Source organism: Streptomyces sp. NPDC002935 (assembly GCF_040611295.1).
In the GTDB taxonomy this organism is placed as follows: domain Bacteria; phylum Actinomycetota; class Actinomycetes; order Streptomycetales; family Streptomycetaceae; genus Streptomyces.
The window spans coordinates 264,393-280,920 of sequence record NZ_JBEXNW010000011.1 but is presented as its reverse complement, the minus strand read 5'-3'; the positions used below and the strand labels follow the sequence as shown (position 1 = coordinate 280,920).

Genomic DNA, 16,528 nt, shown 5'->3' with positions numbered 1-16,528 from the left:
CGACAACGCCGCTGGGGGTCCCCCCTGCTCGAAGAGCTTGGGGGAGGGCGTGCCAGGCCCCGCGTCTCCGGCATGATCCGCCGGACAGGCCCTAGAGGGTGACCCCGCTGACACCCGCCAGGACAGGTCCTCGGCCGCACCCGGCCACCGCCGGACGGGCGGCGCCCGGCTCCGGCACGCCCACCGTCCGCCCGGGAGACACCTCCATCGGTTCCGCGCCCGGAACTCCGGCGGTTTCGCGCCCTGAATCTTTTCCCCGGTCGCGGCTATAGGAACCTCGCGGACGTCTCGCTACCCTCCGCCGCATGATTTCCACGGTGGTCTGGGGTACCGGCAATGTCGGCCGCGCGGCCATCCGCGCCGTCGAGGCCCACCCGAAACTGAAACTCGCGGCCGTGCTCGTCCACGACCCCGGCAAGGTCGGCCGCGACGCGGGCGAACTCGCCGGGCTCGACCACGGCCTCGGGGTCACGGCGAGCGACGACATCGACGCGGTCCTGACCGCGGGTCCCGGAGCCGTGGTCTACGCGGCCACCGGCGACATCCGCCCCGACGAAGCCCTCGCCGACATCGGCAGGGCGATCCGGGCCGGCGCGGTGGTCGTCACGCCCGCCCTCTATCCGCTCTACGACCAGCGCAACGCCCCGCCGGAGTTCAGGGACCCCGTGCTCGCCGCCATCGCGGACGGCGGCGGCTCCCTGTTCGTCTCCGGCGTCGATCCCGGCTGGGGCAATGATGTCCTGCCCCTGCTGATCAGCGGTCTGGGCACCACGGTCGACGCCATCCGCTGCCAGGAGATCTTCGACTACTCCACGTACGAACAGGAGGAATCCGTCCGGTACCTGGTCGGCATGGGGCAGCCGATGGACTACGAGCCGCTGATGCTCGCCCCGACGATCCCGACCATGGTGTGGGGCGGCCAGATACGGCTCATGGCGCGCGCCCTCGGCGTCGAACTCGACGACATCCGCGAGACGTTGGAGCGGCGCCCGCTCACGGACACGGTGAACACCCGCACCATGGGCGCGTTCGCGGCCGGTACCCAGGGCGCCGTGCGCTTCGAGGTGCAGGGGATCGTCGGGGGAGAGCCCCGGATCGTCATCGAGCACGTCACCCGCATCCACGCGTCCTGCGCACCGGACTGGCCCACGCCACCCGACGGGGACGGCGCCCACCGCGTGATCATCGAGGGCCGCCCGCGCATCGAGGTCACCGTAGAGGCCACCGACGAAGGCGAGAACCGCTCCGCCGGCGGGAACGCCACCGCGGTCGGCCGCCTGGTGGGCGCCATCGACTGGCTGGTGGGCGCGGAACCAGGACTCTACGACGCACTCGACGTCCCACTGCGCCCCGCAGTCGGCCGACTCGGAAGGAAGTGACCCATGACCCTGCACATCGACATTCCCGAGGGACAGGAACCGATCGGATACGTGTGGGGCGAGATGGTGCCCGGCATCGGCATGGCCGCGGCGAACTTCTCCCTGTCGGTGTACGAGCACACGACGCTGGGCCTGCGCGAGTTCGAGGCCGCGCGCCTGCGCATCGCGCAGATCAACGGGTGCCTGTTCTGTCTCGACTGGCGCACGGAGCGGGACGGCCACAAGGTCGAGGAGGAGTTCGCCGACGCGGTGACCCAGTGGCGTACCGCCGCCGTGTTCGACGACCGCACACGGCTGGCCGCCGAGTACGCCGAGCGGTACGCCCTGGATCACCATGGTCTGGACGAGGACTTCTGGGCGCGGATGACCGCGCTGTACAGCCAGCGGGAGATCGTGGAGCTGAGCATGAGCATCGGGTCCTGGCTGGCATTCGGCCGGCTCAACCATGTGCTGGGCCTGGACGCCGTGTGCGTGCTGCCGACCCATTGAGCGGGTCCGACCGGCTGAGCGGATCCGGGCCGCTCGGGCGACCCGGACACCGCTAGAGGTCGACGGCGATGATCTTCTCGATGTTCCGTTCGGCGAGCGCGGTGATGGTGACGAACGGGTTGACGCTGGTGTTGCCGGGAATCAGCGCTCCGTCGATGACGTACAGGCCCGAATAGCCTTGCAGGCGGCCGTAGTTGTCGGTGGCCTTGTTGAGCACGGCGCCGCCGAGCGGGTGGTAGGTGAGGTGGTCGCCCCAGATCTTGTACACGCCGAAGAGATCGGTCCGGTAGATCGTCCCCTCCTTCGCGTTGATCTTGTCGAAGATCGACTTGGCCATGTCGATGGCGGGCTGCTTCCAGGCGGTCTGCCAGTTGAGGTCGACGGTGCCGGTGGCGGCGTTCCAGGAGAACTGGGCGCGGTTCGGGTTCTTGGTGATGGACAGGTAGAACGACGCGAAGGTCTCGATCCCGGTGGGCAGCGGCGCCACCTCGGCGAACGCGCCGCCCGCGGTCCAGTTGTCGATGCCGCCGCACGGAATGCTGGCCTGGAGCGCGCCGGTCGGATCCCACAGGTGGTTGGCCCGGCCGCACATGACGTTGCCGTTGTCTCCCCAGCCCTGGCCGATCTCGCCGTTCAGGCCGGGCAGCGCGCCGGTCGCCTTCAGCTTGACCAGGAGCTTGCTGGTTCCGACACTCCCGGCCGCGAAGAACACCCGGTCCGCGGTCACCGTCTTGGAGGCCGTGGCGTCGCCGTTGGTGTTGAGCTGGTCGATCAGGACCGTGTAGCCGCCGCCGGCCGCGGGCGAGACCGAAGTGACCTTGTGCAGCGGTGAGATGGTGACCCTGCCGGTGGCCGTGGCCTGGGCGAGATAGGTCTTCTGGAGCGACTTCTTGCCGTAGTTGTTGCCGTAGAGGATCTCCCCGGCGAGTGCCGACTTGGTGGCCGTGCCGGCCGCCTCCTGTTTCATGTAGTCCCAGTCGTACACGTCGGGCACGAAGACGAAGGGGAAGCCGGAACGCTGGGCCTGCTTACGGCCGACCCGCGCGTACTGGTAGCAGTCGGTGGTGTCGAACCACGCCGGGTCCACGACGCCGACGCCGAGCCCGGCGTTGGCACGCGGATAGTAGGTCGCGTACATCTCGTCGGCGTTCACCGACGGGAGGATGGCGCCGAAGTTGTCCCGCTTGGGGGTGACCGCCATGCCCCCGTTGACCAGCGATCCGCCGCCGACGCCGCGGCCCTGGTACACGATGATCTGGCCCATCTCCTCGGCGTCCAGGATCCCGGTGTAGCGGGGCACGTCCTTGTCGATGGGGAAGCCGAGGAAGTTGCTGAGGGGCTGCTTGGTTCTGGTGCGCAGCCAGTACGAACGGTAGTCCGGGCTGGTCGTGTTGGCGAAGATCTTGCCGTCCGAGCCCGGGGTGTCCCAGGCCATGCCCATCTCGATCATCTGCACGTCGACGCCCGCCTGGGCGAGGCGCAGGGCGGCGACGGAGCCGCCGTATCCGGTGCCGATCACCAGGACGGGGACGTGTGCTCCGGAAGGGATGGACGAGGCCGCCGTGGCGACCTGAGCCGGGGCCGCGACGGCACGACCGGCGAGGGAGACGGCTCCAAGAATAGAACTTGTTCCAGCAATGAATCGTCGGCGCGAGACACCTCTGGAATCCTTGTTTTGCTGGCTGATGTCATCCATGTGACACTCCCCACTCTCAATGAGTGGGAACAGGTTCTACTGTTGCTGGCTTGTTAAGTCACTACATACCGGTTGGTAACTTGTGTCCGATCTTGGGGTGATCGGTGAGCTCCGATCCGCTTGCTCTTGACTTCACAAGACCCTCGCGCGACATTTTCTGACACTGCATCAGAACCGGTACGGCGGGCGCCTGTCGGCTCCCGGAGCACGGAGCGCCCCACATTCCTTCGCCCTGCTGGAGAGCCCTGCCATGTCCCCGAGCGCTGACCCCGCCCGACGTACCGACTCCTGCCCGGCACCCGGCCCGTCACGGCGGCGGGTCCTCGGCGCGGCGACGGGCGCCTCCCTCGCGCTCGCCGCAGGTGTCGCCGGAGCCACCGGCGCCGCCGAGGCGGCGGACCTGCCCCTGCTGGGCACGTACGACGTCGTCGTGGTCGGCTCCGGAGCCGCGGGGATGACCGCGGCGCTGACCGCCGCGAAACACGGACTGAGCTGCGTCGTCCTGGAGAAGGCGCCCACTTTCGGCGGCTCGGCGGCACGCTCGGGCGCGGGCATCTGGATCCCCAACAACCCGGTGATCCTCGCCGCCGGCGTCCCCGACACCCCGGCGAAGGCCGCCACCTACCTCGCGGCCGTGGTCGGCCCGGACGTCTCCGCCGTCCGTCAGCAGGCCTTCCTCGGCAACGGACCGGCCATGATCTCCTTCGTCATGGCCAACAGCCCCCTGCGCTTCCGCTGGATGGAGGGGTACAGCGACTACTACCCGGAGCTCCCCGGCGGGCTCCCGGGCGGCCGGTCCATGGAGCCCGACCAGCTCGACGGCACCCTCCTCGGAGCCGAACTCGCCCACCTGAACCCGGCGTACATGGCGGTCCCGGCCGGCATGGTCGTCTTCAGCGCCGACTACAAGTGGCTCACCCTCGCCGCGGTGAGCGCCAAGGGCGCGGCTGTCGCCACCGAGTGCCTGGCCCGGGGCACCAAGGCCGCCGTGCTCGGCCAGAAGCCGCTGACGATGGGCCAGTCGCTCGCGGCCGGGCTGCGCGCGGGCCTGCTGGCCGCCCAGGTTCCGGTGTGGCTGAACACCCCGCTGTCCGACCTGTTCGTGGAGAACGGTGCCGTCACCGGCGCGGTGGTCACCCAGAACGGTGCGTCCGGCCTGGTCAGGGCCCGGCGCGGGGTCATCGTCGGCTCCGGCGGTTTCGAGCACAACGCGGCCATGCGCGCCCAGTACCAGCGGCAGCCCATCGGGACCGCCTGGACGGTAGGCGCCAAGGAGAACACCGGCGACGGCATCCAGGCGGGCCGCCGTGCCGGGGCCGCGCTCGACCTGATGGACGACGCCTGGTGGGGCCCGGCCATCCCGCTGCCCGACCAGCCCTACTTCTGCCTCGCCGAACGCACCCTGCCCGGCGGCCTGTTGGTCAACGCCGCCGGAGCGCGCTTCGTCAACGAGGCCGCGCCCTACAGCGATGTCGTGCACACCATGTACGAGCGCAACCCGAGCGCGCCGGACATCCCGGCCTGGCTGATCGTCGACCAGAACTACCGCAACCGCTACCTGTTCAAGGACGTGGCGCCGACCTTCACGTTCCCCGACGCCTGGTACACGTCGGGCGCCGCGTACAAGGCGTGGACCCTGGACGACCTCGCCGGCCGGATCGGCGTCCCCCCGGCCGCCCTGCGCACCACCGTCGGCCGCTTCAACAGCCTGGCCCTGAGCGGCACGGACACCGACTTCCACCGCGGCGACAGCGTCTACGACCACTACTACACGGACCCCGCGATCCTCCCCAATTCCTGTCTGGCCCCCCTGTGGCTCCCGCCGTTCCACGCCTTCAGAATCGTCCCGGGCGACCTGGGCACCAAGGGCGGCCTGCGCACGGACGCCCGCGCACGCGTCCTGCGCCCGGACGGCTCGGTGATTCCCGGTCTGTACGCGGCGGGAAACGCCAGCGCCGCCGTCATGGGCCACAGCTACGCGGGCGCGGGCTCGACAATCGGTCCCGCGATGACGTTCGGGTACATCGCGGCGCTCGATATCGCGGCGACCTGACGGAGGGCGGGCGGTGCGGCCGGGGGCCTGCGGAAGAAGACGCCGGGGCGCGAGTCACGGCCCGTACCCCCTCGCCCGTACCGCCTCACGCTTTCAATGGCTGTCGCTGTCGCTGTCGCCGTCGCTGACGCCGTTGCCGTCGTCTCGGACGCGCGGTGCCAGGACCAGGATGGAGACGTCGTCACGGATCGAGGGGCAGAACTGGACGAGGTCCTGCCACACGCGGTCGACGAGTGCGTCCGAGGGCTCCTCGGCGAACGCGGCCAGCCGGTCGGTCAACGGGTAGAAGACGCCCGCTGGATCCCGGCTCTCGCTCACGCCGTCCGACGCCAGGAACAGCCGGTCGCCGGGCTCCAGGTCGATGGTGCGCAGGTGCGGCGGGGACAGCTCGAAGAACCCCAGCCCGAGCGGGGCCCCCGACTCGGTGTCGAGTTCGAGGGCCTTCGTGCCGCGCAACAGCAGTGGGTTCGGGTGCCCGCAGGACACCAGCCGCACGGTGTCGGCCTGGGGTGAGAACTCCAGGAGCAGAGCCGTGGCGAACATCTCGGCGTGATCCACCGCGGCGGAGTCCACGACGAGCCGTCGGTCGAGCCGGGCCGCGGCGGCCTCCAGATCGCGCTGGTCGAGCACCGTCTCGCGGAACGCCCCGAGAAGCGAGGCGACCGTCCCCACGGCCGACAGCCCGTGTCCCTGAACGTCGCCCATCACGGCCCGGACTCCGAAAGGCCCGTCCCGTACGTCGAAGAAGTCGCCCCCGACCAGCGTCTCTTGCTGTGCGGGCCGGTACAGCCCCACACAGCGCACCTGCCCGACGCTCTCGGGGAGCGGCGGCAGAACGGCGAGCTGGGCGGCCTCCGCCACGGACCGCACGGTGACCAGATGCGCGTCCCTGCGGCTGCGGACCAGGGACACGAACACGCTGAGCACGGCGACGAAGATGATGGTGAGCAGGTCGGCCTGGCCCGGATGGTTGAGCTGCAGGGCCGGGATGGTCAGCAGGACCACGACGATCGCGCCGAAGGCGGCCGTCGCCAGGGGCCCGTAGGAGAGCACGGCCAGGGAGGGGATGGCGCCCAGCATGAAGCCGATGTCCAGCGCTTGACTGCTCACGAGCTCGGCCACGCAGACCCCCACCAGCAGAGCCGGCGGAAGCAGCCGCACCCAGCGCGGAGGGGGCGAGCCGCGCAGCCATCCCCGGTGCTCGTTGTCCCGCTGACCGGAAGCGGCCTTCGTGGCCATGGCACTCCTCCTTATGCCACCACGCTCCTCCATTCCATGCCGCCGCGCACTCCGATACAGCCGTGCGCCGGGCAGCCGTGTCCGGAAGCGGAGCCCCGCCACCACGGGGATGAGGTGACGGGGCTCCACAGGGCGTGTGCCCCGTCGACGGTTGTTCATCCCACCGCGAATCCGGCCATGCCGGCCGACCGGCCATGCCGGCCGACCGGCCATGCCGGCCGACCGGCCATGCCGGCCGACCGGCCATGCCGGCCGACCGGCCATGCCGGCCGACCGGCCGACCGGTGGACCTCGGGCTCAGCGGTCCGCGGTCGCCGTCGTGTGCAGATGGTCCAGCGCGTCCAGTACGACGGTGTGCCGGTGCCAGGAGAGCCAGCGGCCCACCATGAGACCGGTGGCCTCAAGAGCCTGGAGCTGGGCCTTCGTGAACCCGGGCAACGGCCGCTCGTGGTGGGAGGACGCCATGCCGATCGGCACACCTGCCCGGTTGACCAGGGGCACGCTGTGGCAGGCCCGGCTGCCCGCTCGCAGGATGACGTGCCGGGAGCCCTCGTCGAAGACGTCGGCGGTCGCCACGTCGCGGACGGTGACCTGTCGGCGATGTTCGGCGGCCTGGGCGCACGACGTGGTCGGTGAGTCGACGAACGCGAAGAAGCTCGTGAACTCGCGGTCGAGGCCCGAGTGCCGCACCATCCGCAGGCGTCCTCCCTCGGCGAGCTGGACATTGCCCATGCCGGCCCCCGTGATGTCCAGGACCCGGTGCAGGGCGGCGCTCAGCACCTCGCCCTGATGGGTGCGATCGGCCCCGGCGGTCCGCAGTCCGGGCAGCGGGGGAGGGGGCGTCCGGGCGCGATCCGCGGGCCGGGCCGGTCCGTCGGGCCTGTGCGGGGTCCGTACGACCGCGTCCGCCAGTGTGTGCAGTTTGATGTTGAACCGCTGCGACGCCTCACGCAGCAGGGTGAAGGACGCCTCGGGCGCGGGCAGCCGGTACCGCTCCATCAGCACGCCCTGGGCCAGCGAGATCGCCGGGTGCGCGTGCAGGCGTTCCTGCAGGTCGGCGTTGTGGTCCCGCAGACGGACGATCTCCCGGTGCAGGTCGGCGGAGTCCGCGCCCGGCTCGGGGAGACGCCCGTCGGCGGTGGGCGGAAGCTGTGACTCCTGGCTCATGACGTACGGCATCCTCACTGACGGCGTCGATTTCCACCGGCAGCCCGAACGCCCACGGGAAGGCATGCCAGGCCGCCGCCGCGCCACCGGGGGCGCCCGACCGCGGCGCCCCGCGGACATCGCGCGGTGCGTGCCTGCTTCCCAAGCACTGGCGCCGACCCTATCCCGGGACGGAATCCGCTCCGCAAGAGGTCCGGCCGAGTTCCTGACGACGGGCCCGCCGCCCCGCGGCCTCGTCCGGTCGGGCGGCCCGAGGAGGCCCGGCCCGCTGTCCCGGGGCATGGTGGAAGGGTGACAGGGCTGGCCGTGCTGTTCGCACTTCTCGGTGCCGCAAGCAATGCGATGGGTACGGCGTTCCAGCGCAAGGCCGCCTCCCGCGTCGCCGAGGGCGGCGGACTGCGGCTCATCCTCCAACTGGCCCGCCAGCCCCCATGGCTGATCGGCATCGCCGGGGTGGCCGGGGCCGCGCTCTTCCAGGCCCTTGCGCTGGTGAACGGGCCGCTGTCCTTGGTGCAGCCCCTGTTCATCCTGGAACTGCCCTTCGCCCTGATGATCGCCATCCCGCTGCTGCACCGCCGCCTGCCGCGCGCCGGATGGTGGGCCGTCGCCGGTGTGGTGGCCGGCCTCGGTCTCGTCCTCGGCGCGGCCGCTCCCTCGGGAGCACGGTCCGACGCCTCCATGGAGCGCTGGATCCCGGTTCTGGTCCTGTGCCTGGGGACCGTGGCGGTCGCGGTCGGCGTCGCCCGCCCGGGCCGACCGCCGCTGTTCCGCGCCGCCGTGCTGGGATCGGCGTCGGCCATCAGCAACGCGCTGACCGCCGCGCTCCTGAAGTCGGCCATGGGCACGCTCACCGACGACGGCTTCGTCGCCTTTCTCAGCGTGTGGCAGACCTACGGATTCGTCCTGACCGGTGTCGGTGCCGTCCTGCTGCTGGAGAACGCCCTGCAGGCGGGCCCCCTGGCCGCGTCGCAGCCCGCGCTGACCATCGGGGACGCGACGGTCAGCCTGCTGCTCGGCGTCGTCCTCTTCGACGAGACGATCCGCACCGGCTGGTGGCTGCTCCCCGAGCTGATCGGGGCCGGGCTGGTCCTGTGGGGCGTCCTGCGGCTGACCCGGGTGGTGCCGCACATCGCGGACATGGCCCACTGACCTGCGGCCGCCGAGCGAGCCGAGCCCGCCCCGGCCAGCCCCGCCCCGCGCTGTTCAGCCCAGCCCGGTGCCGGTGCCGGTGGCGAAGCCGGAGCGTACGACCGCCGTCCGGCGGGGACCGCATCGACGGCGATCCGGAGGAAATACCCGCACCACCGGCGCGAGGCTCGGCCATACGAGGGGAATTCCGGCCGGAAACTCGTGTGCATGCATCGCCGGGACCGGGGCAGCAGCATCCTGAGACGGCTCGAGGAAAGCTACCCCCCTGGCGAACCCCGAGCCGCACGGCCCCGCAGGCAGCCACTCCCCCCGGCTGCCGGCGGGGCCGCATTCGTGCGTCCCCGGCCGGCGTCCCGGTCTCCGTTCGTCCGGCGCGTCCTACTGGACCTGGATGCCGACGATGCAGGTGTCGTCGTCGGTGTCGGACCTGCTGTACGTCAGGAGCCGGTCGAGCTGGTGGTCCAGCGTCCTGGATGTCGTACGGGCGGCGTTGAGGAGTTGGCGCAGCGACACCTCCACCGAGCGGTCGCGTCGTTCGATCAGGCCATCCGTGTACATCAACAGAGTGTCGTGGACGGCCAGTTGCACCTCGTCCTCCTCGAACGTCGCCTCGGGGACGGCGCCGAGCAGGATGCCCTTGACGAGCGGAAGCGGGTTGGCGTCCGCGTCCCGGACCAGAACGGGCGGCAGATGCCCGGCCCTGGCCCAGCGCAGAACGCGGCGGCGCGGATCGTAGATCCCGCACACCGCGGTGGCGGTGACCCCGCCGGTCAGGTGGTGCGCCACGATGTTGAGCCACGACAGCAGCTGGCCGGGCCCGGCGCCCGTCACGGCGAGTCCGCGCAGCGCGTTGCGCAGCACCACCATGCTGGTCGCCGCCTCGATCCCGTGACCGGCCACGTCCCCGACACACAGCAGGACCAGGCCGGAGGGCAGGACCACGGCGTCGTACCAGTCGCCTCCGACGAGCTGTTCGGTCTCCGCCGGCCGGTAGCGCACCGCCACATCGAGACCCGGAGCCCGCAACGGAGCCTGCGCCGGCGGCATGATCGCGTGCTGCAGCTGGAGGGTCAGCCGGTTGCGCTCGTGCGCCTGCTGTTCGGTGTGCGCGAGCTGGTCGCGGGTGACGGCCAGCGCGACCTCGGTCCAGTGCTGGGCCGAGATGTCCTGGTAGGCCCCGCGGACCACGAACAGCCGGTCGTCGGCGTCGAGTACCGGCTCGGCCACCAGGCGGATGTGCCGGGTGACGCCGTCGGGACGTTGCAGGCGGAACGCGGCCGTGGCCGGCCGGCGATGGTGCAGGACGGTCCGCAGGAAGCGGCCGATGGTGACGGCGTCGTCCGGATGGGCGTGCGCGGGCAGCTCCTCCAGCGGCACGGGAGCGCCCGAGGGAGAACGGCCGTACAGGTCGAAGAGCGTCTCGTTCCAGATGATCTCGCCGGTCAGCAGGTTCTCCTCGAAGCCGCCGATCCTGCCGAGCCGCTGGGCGTGCTGGAGCAGACTCGCCAGCCGCGCGGTCTCGTCCTCTATGCGCCAGATGAGCAGCACGGTTCCGCCGTGCCGGCTGACATTGATGTCGGCCACGGCCGACAGCGGCACCTGGTCGACCAGTGCCGTGAGATCCATCCGCCGCGCCCGGAACGGCTCCCCGGTGCCGTAGACCCGCTCGATGCACTGGAAGAGGTCGCTGTCCCCGGCGACCCTCGGATAGGCCTCCAGCAGCAGCGCCCCGTGGACGGTGCCGCGCGGCCGCCCGGCCGGATCGAGGAAACGGCCGTTGACATGGCGGATGCGGAAGTCCGCGAGCCGCCCCTGGTCGTCGAGGTGGGGCACCAGGACCAGGGCCGGATCGTGCAACCCGTCCACCAGGTCGATCAGTTCGGAGACATCGGTCGTCCCCCGCGCGTCGTGGCCCTCGGTCGGCAGCGTGTGGGTCTCCAGCGTGTGCGAGCACAGCTCCGCCAGCGCCTCGACCTGACGGACGACCTGCGGCGGCTGAGGTTCCAGAACGGAGGGCCAGGCGATCTCCAGGACGCCGTGGATACGGCCTCCGGAGCCGGCCGGCACGGCCACCCTTCCGCCCTCCGGATGGTCCGCATGCCCGATGGACGGCAGTCCGGTGCTCGCCAGCGAGCCCGCCCACTGCACCGTACGTTCGGACAGCGCGCGGCGCGCCATCGTCGCCACGCCCGGCGGTACGTAACGCCAGCGCCTGGCCTCGGCCGCCGAGAATCCCGCGCTGCCCGCGAGGGAGAGCGAACCGTCGGCGTCCGCCGCCCAGATGGCCACGGCGACGGCCCCGAGCGGGGCCAGCGCGTGCTGGAGCAGGGAGTCGGCCACCGCCTGGGTGTCGTTGGCCGCCAGGGCACCGCTCTCGGCCGCGCGCAGCCGTACCGCGGGGGCGTCGTCCTGCGGCGCGCGCTCCGAGGTGACGGCGAGGAAGGTGCTGGTCACCTCCGAAAGCCGGTCGTGCGCCGCCTGGTTGATGATCTCGACCGCGAGCTGGAGCGGTGGCACCTTGGCCTGTTCGGCCAACTCGGCGAGCTGGCGGGCGGCTTGGGCCGGTCCGCAGCCCAGCCGCTCGACCAGGATGCCCTTGGCCAGCTCGATCAGGGCCCGTCCGTCGGCCTCGACCTGGGCGGCCCGTACCTCGCGGCGCAGCCGCTCGACCGTGGCCGCCAGCCGGCCCACCGGAGACGTCTGTCCCGTGCCCGAGACGTCGTCGGCCTGCTGTGCGCCCGCTCCGGCCGCGAGGTCAGCGGAATCGGCGACGTTCGCGTCGGTTGCTTCAGGAATGTTCATGGTGCGGCCGCTCCTCGGCGGGGACTGCCTGGAGAGCGGGGGAGGGGCGGCAGCGGAGGGCGCCCCGCCGACCGGCCGCGGCAGGTGCCGAGCGCCATGTCATTCCCCCAGCCAGCGTCGGACGCAGGCGATGAGGTCGTTCGTGTCGACCGGCTTGGTGACGTGGTCGCTGGCGCCGGACAGCAGGCTCTTCTCCCGGTCGCCGGGCATGGCCTTCGCCGTCACCGCGATGATCGGAAGGTCGGCGTACGGGGGCATCTTGCGGATCTCGGCGGTCGCGGTGTACCCGTCCATCTCGGGCATCATCACGTCCATCAGGATCAGCGCGACCTCGGGTCGGCTCAGCAGCGTCTCGATGCCCTTCCGGCCGTTCTCCGCGTGCAGCACCTGGAATCCGTGCAGCTCCAGAATCCCGCTGAGCGCGAAGAGGTTACGGGCGTCGTCGTCGACGACGAGCACCGTACGGCCCTGGAAGGCGTCGTCGATCGGCTGCGCGGGCCGGCTCCTCGCCTCCTCTGCACGGACCAGCGGGACCACGTCGCCCGGCTGCTCCGCGGACAGGTGCAGCGCGATGCGCTCGCGCAACTCGTCCAGACTGGACAGGAATTCCAGTGACCGGGCGCCGGAGCGGGACTGCAGCGCCTGCTCCTGCGCGAGGTCGACACGGCTGCCGTTGTGGACGAGGACGGGGACGGTCGCCAGGGCCGAGTCGCCCTCCACCGCTTCGAGGAACCGGGCCGTCTCCCCTTCCGGCATGCCGAGTTCGAGGACGACGCAGTGCCACGGTTCCGCGGCCAGCGCGCTCGCCGCCTCCTGTGCCCCCACGACCGTGGTGACGTCGACGCCCTCGCGCGCGTCGCCCTCGTCACGGCTGCGTGCGACGTCCCCGACCGCGCTCTCGGCCACGAGCGTCAGCAGGCCCCGCGGCCGTTCCTCCACGACCAGCAGCCGGCGCCGCCGGCGGCTGGGCGGACTGATCGAACCGGCGACGGTGTGCCGCGGCGCGGTGAGCGCCGAGGCGCCCTGTTCCGGCGCCGACTCGGGATTCCGGCCGCCGGCCAGCAGTTCCTCGAAGTCGGGGCGGGCGACCGGCAGGAAGAGAGTGAACGTACTGCCCTGTCCCGGGGTGCTGTCGACGGTGACCGCTCCGCCGAGCAGGTGGGCGATCTCCCGGGTGATGGACAGGCCGAGACCGGTGCCGCCGTACTTGCGGCTCGTGGTGCCGTCGGCCTGCTGGAAGGCGCCGAAGATCGTCTCCAGCTGCTGCTCGGGGATGCCGATGCCGGTGTCCTTGACGCGGAAGGCGGCGATGGTCCCGCCACGCCGTACACCGGCGGGGATCTCCTGGTCGGCCGCCGGTTCGATCCGCAGCTCGACGCGTCCCCGCTCGGTGAACTTGACCGCGTTCGACAGCAGGTTGCGCAGCACCTGCCGCAGCCGGGAGTCGTCGGTGAGGAGGTCGACGGGAGCCCCGGGAGCGGTGCTGACCGTGAACTCCAGGCTCTTCTGCGAGGTCATCGGACGGAACGTGGCTTCGACGTACTCGAGGAGCTGGCGCAGCGGGACCCGCTCGGGGGTGACGTCCATCTTGCCGGCCTCGACCTTCGACAGGTCGAGGATGTCGTTGATCAGCTGGAGCAGGTCGGAGCCCGCGGAGTGGATGATGCCGGCGTACTCGACCTGCTTCGGTGTGAGATTGCGCGCGGGGTTCTGGGCGAGCAACTGGGCGAGGATGAGCAGGCTGTTGAGCGGGGTCCGCAGTTCGTGGCTCATGTTGGCCAGGAACTCGGACTTGTACTTGGACGCCAGCGACAACTGCTGGGCCCGTGCTTCGAGTTCCTGCCGGGCCTGCTCGATCTGGAGGTTCTTCGCCTCGATGTCGCGGTTCTGTGTCGCGAGCAGCGAGGCCTTGTCCTCCAGTTCGGCGTTGGAGCGTTGGAGTTCGTCCTGCTGGACCTGCAACTCCTCGGAGCGCGCCTGGAGTTCGGCGGTCAGACGCTGTGACTCGCCCAGCAGCTCGTCGGTCCGGGCGTTGGCCACGATAGTGCTGACATTGACGCCGATGGTCTCCATCAGCTGTTCCAGGAAGGTCCGGTGGCCCTGCTTGAAGCGGGTGACCGAGGCGAGCTCGATGACGCCGAGCACCTGCTCCTCGACGACGATGGGGAGCACCACCAGAGCCGTCGGCGCCGTCTGTCCCAGGCCCGAGGAGATGGTCACGTAGCCCGGCGGCACCTCGTCCACGGTGATCGCACGACGGCTTCGCGCGGCCTGCCCGACGAGTGAGCGGCCCAGCGGGATCCGGGTGGGACGCCCGTCCTCGTCGGGATAACCGTACGACCCGACCAGCCTCAGCTCCGTGCCCTTCGCGGTCTCCTCGGCGAGATAGAAGGCACCGTACTGCGCGGCGACCAGTGGGGTGAGCTCGTCCATGATGAGGTCGGCCACCACGTCCAGGTCGCGATAGCCCTGCATCAGGCCGGAGATACGGGCCAGATTCGTCTTGAGCCAGTCCTGCTCCTGGTTGGCGCGCGTGGTCTCACGCAACGACCCGACCATGGAGTTGATGTTGTCCTTCAGGTCGGCGACCTCACCCGAGGCCTCGACCGTGATGGACCGGGTCAGGTCGCCCTCGGCCACGGCGCTGGTGACCTCGGCGATCGCGCGGACCTGGCGCGTGAGGTTGCCGGCGAGTTCGTTCACGTTCTCGGTCAGCCGCTTCCACGTGCCCGAGACGCCCTCCACCTCGGCCTGGCCGCCGAGCCTGCCCTCGCTGCCGACCTCCCGTGCCACACGGGTGACCTCCGCGGCGAAGGCGGAGAGCTGGTCGACCATGGTGTTGATGGTCGTCTTGAGTTCGAGGATCTCGCCGCGGGCGTCGACGTCGATCTTCTTGGACAGGTCGCCCTTGGCCACCGCCGTCGTCACCAGGGCGATGTTGCGCACCTGCCCCGTGAGGTTGTTGGCCATCGAGTTGACGTTGTCGGTGAGGTCCTTCCAGGTGCCCGCCACATTGGGCACGTGCGCCTGGCCGCCGAGGCGTCCCTCGGTGCCGACCTCGCGGGCGACGCGGGTCACCTCGTCGGCGAACGCGGAAAGCGTGTCGACCATGGTGTTGATGACGTCGGCCAGGGCGGCGACCTCGCCCTTGGCCTCGACGGTGATCTTCTGCGACAGGTCGCCGCGGGCCACGGCGGTGGCCACCTGCGCGATGGAGCGGACCTGACCGGTCAGGTTCGACGCCATCACGTTGACGTTGTCGGTGAGGTCCTTCCAGGTGCCGGAGACGCCCCGCACGGTGGCCTGTCCGCCCAGGTTGCCCGCCGTGCCGACCTCGCGGGCGACGCGGGTGACCTCGTCGGCGAAGGCGGAGAGCTGGTCGACCATCGTGTTGATGGTCTCCTTGAGTTCGAGGATCTCGCCCCGGGCGTCGACGGTGATCTTCTGGGAGAGGTCGCCCTTGGCGACCGCCGTGGCCACCTGGGCGACGTTGCGTACCTGGGCGGTGAGATTGCCCGCCATGAAGTTCACGGAGTCGGTGAGGTCGCGCCAGGTGCCCTTGACGCCCTTGACGTCGGCCTGTCCGCCGAGGCGTCCGTCGGTGCCGACCTCGCGGGCGACGCGGGTGACCTCGTCGGCGAAGGCGGAGAGCTGGTCGACCATCGTGTTGATGGTGTTCTTCAGTTCGAGGATCTCGCCCCGGGCGTCGACGGTGATCTTCTGGGAGAGGTCGCCCTGGGCCACCGCCGTGGTCACCTGGGCGACGTTGCGTACCTGGGCGGTGAGATTGCCCGCCATGAGGTTGACGGAGTCGGTGAGGTCGCGCCAGACACCGCCCACACCGGGGACCTGCGCCTGTCCGCCCAGGTTGCCCGCCGTGCCCACCTCGCGGGCGACGCGGGTGACCTCGTCGGCGAAGGCCGAGAGCTGATCGACCATCGTGTTGACGGTCTCCTTCAGCTGGAGGATCTCCCCGCGGGCGGGCACATCGATCTTCTGGGAGAGATCGCCCTTGGCGACCGCCGTGGCCACCTGCGCGATGTCGCGGACCTGAGTGGTGAGGTTGCCCGCCATGGCGTTGACGGAGTCGGTGAGGTCCGCCCAGGTGCCGGAGACACCCGGCACCTCCGCCTGGCCGCCGAGCGTCCCCTCCGTACCCACCTCGCGCGCGACCCGCGTCACTTCGGAGGTGAACACCGACAACTGGTCGACCATGCCGTTGAACACGGTCGCGATGTCGCCCAGCAGCCCACCGGCCTCGTCGGGGAGCCGGGTGCCGAAGTCGCCGTCGCGGACGGCGGTGAGGCCCGCCAGCAGTTGGCGCAACTCCTGCTCGCCCGGTGTCCTCACGGACGTCTCGCTCGCTGCCCTGGCCATGCCCACCCTCGTTCCGCTCCCCTGGAGTCCCGTGCGACGGAACTCGGAACCACGCGCCGGGCCCACGGACGGTCCCCCGAGCCTGTCCGCGGCATTCCCGCAGATCACGGGTCATCCCGAATAGAAAATACGCCGCAGGCTAACCCAGAAGGCAGGTGCTGAACAAAGCATGAAGGA

The 16,528-nt window shown here is 70.8% G+C and carries 9 protein-coding genes; 4 read left to right on the top strand and 5 right to left on the bottom strand.

The genetic code is table 11. From position 1 onward, the window contains the following. Window positions 1-305 precede the first annotated feature (305 nt). Window positions 306-1,379 carry a dihydrodipicolinate reductase gene (locus ABZX90_RS17920; RefSeq protein ID WP_355205907.1) on the top strand — a complete coding sequence of 358 codons (1,074 nt, stop codon included), beginning with the start codon at window positions 306-308 and terminating at the stop codon, window positions 1,377-1,379. 9 nt (window positions 1,380-1,388) lie between these two features. Continuing rightward, entirely contained in the window at window positions 1,389-1,868 is a 480-nt protein-coding gene (locus tag ABZX90_RS17915; RefSeq protein WP_355205924.1) for a carboxymuconolactone decarboxylase family protein, read from the top strand. A gap of 52 nt (window positions 1,869-1,920) precedes the next feature. Here ABZX90_RS17915 and ABZX90_RS17910 read toward each other — a convergent pair whose 3' ends face one another. After that, the gene (locus ABZX90_RS17910; RefSeq protein ID WP_351120844.1) at window positions 1,921-3,564 is read right to left on the bottom strand and encodes a GMC oxidoreductase; all 1,644 of its coding nucleotides are present in this window, start codon (window positions 3,562-3,564) and stop codon (window positions 1,921-1,923) included. 250 nt (window positions 3,565-3,814) lie between these two features. Here ABZX90_RS17910 and kstD point away from each other — a divergent pair, with 250 nt between their 5' ends. Then, window positions 3,815-5,617, top strand: a complete 1,803-nt coding sequence (gene kstD, locus ABZX90_RS17905; RefSeq protein WP_355205904.1) for a 3-oxosteroid 1-dehydrogenase — start codon at window positions 3,815-3,817, stop codon at window positions 5,615-5,617. Window positions 5,618-5,710: 93 nt separating this feature from the next. Here kstD and ABZX90_RS17900 read toward each other — a convergent pair whose 3' ends face one another. Together ABZX90_RS17900 and ABZX90_RS17895 are read right to left on the bottom strand one after the other, a co-directional pair. Next, window positions 5,711-6,856 (bottom strand): PP2C family protein-serine/threonine phosphatase, encoded by a 1,146-nt coding sequence (locus ABZX90_RS17900; protein ID WP_355205901.1) that lies wholly within the window; start codon window positions 6,854-6,856, stop codon window positions 5,711-5,713. A 297-nt stretch (window positions 6,857-7,153) separates the two neighbouring features. Then, window positions 7,154-8,023 carry a GAF and ANTAR domain-containing protein gene (locus ABZX90_RS17895; protein WP_355205898.1) on the bottom strand — a complete coding sequence of 290 codons (870 nt, stop codon included), beginning with the start codon at window positions 8,021-8,023 and terminating at the stop codon, window positions 7,154-7,156. Between the two features lie 291 nt (window positions 8,024-8,314). Here ABZX90_RS17895 and ABZX90_RS17890 point away from each other — a divergent pair, with 291 nt between their 5' ends. Beyond that, window positions 8,315-9,172 carry a DMT family transporter gene (locus ABZX90_RS17890; protein WP_351120852.1) on the top strand — a complete coding sequence of 286 codons (858 nt, stop codon included), beginning with the start codon at window positions 8,315-8,317 and terminating at the stop codon, window positions 9,170-9,172. Between the two features lie 378 nt (window positions 9,173-9,550). Here ABZX90_RS17890 and ABZX90_RS17885 read toward each other — a convergent pair whose 3' ends face one another. Together ABZX90_RS17885 and ABZX90_RS17880 are read right to left on the bottom strand one after the other, a co-directional pair. Further along, entirely contained in the window at window positions 9,551-11,974 is a 2,424-nt protein-coding gene (locus ABZX90_RS17885) for a SpoIIE family protein phosphatase (RefSeq protein ID WP_355205895.1), read from the bottom strand. A gap of 99 nt (window positions 11,975-12,073) precedes the next feature. Continuing rightward, complete coding sequence (locus ABZX90_RS17880; protein WP_351120856.1) at window positions 12,074-16,351, bottom strand: HAMP domain-containing protein; 4,278 nt, start codon at window positions 16,349-16,351, stop codon at window positions 12,074-12,076. Window positions 16,352-16,528: the final 177 nt, after the last annotated feature.

Excerpts from the sequence above, each read along its gene's own strand:
- ABZX90_RS17885 (WP_355205895.1), bottom strand. The coding sequence starts at position 11,974 with ATGAACATTCCTGAAGCAACCGACGCGAACGTCGCCGATTCCGCTGAC.
- kstD (WP_355205904.1), top strand. The coding sequence starts at position 3,815 with ATGTCCCCGAGCGCTGACCCCGCCCGACGTACCGACTCCTGCCCGGCA.
- ABZX90_RS17910 (WP_351120844.1), bottom strand. The coding sequence starts at position 3,564 with ATGGATGACATCAGCCAGCAAAACAAGGATTCCAGAGGTGTCTCGCGC.
- ABZX90_RS17895 (WP_355205898.1), bottom strand. The coding sequence starts at position 8,023 with ATGAGCCAGGAGTCACAGCTTCCGCCCACCGCCGACGGGCGTCTCCCC.
- ABZX90_RS17920 (WP_355205907.1), top strand. The coding sequence starts at position 306 with ATGATTTCCACGGTGGTCTGGGGTACCGGCAATGTCGGCCGCGCGGCC.
- ABZX90_RS17880 (WP_351120856.1), bottom strand. The coding sequence starts at position 16,351 with ATGGCCAGGGCAGCGAGCGAGACGTCCGTGAGGACACCGGGCGAGCAG.
- ABZX90_RS17900 (WP_355205901.1), bottom strand. The coding sequence starts at position 6,856 with ATGGCCACGAAGGCCGCTTCCGGTCAGCGGGACAACGAGCACCGGGGA.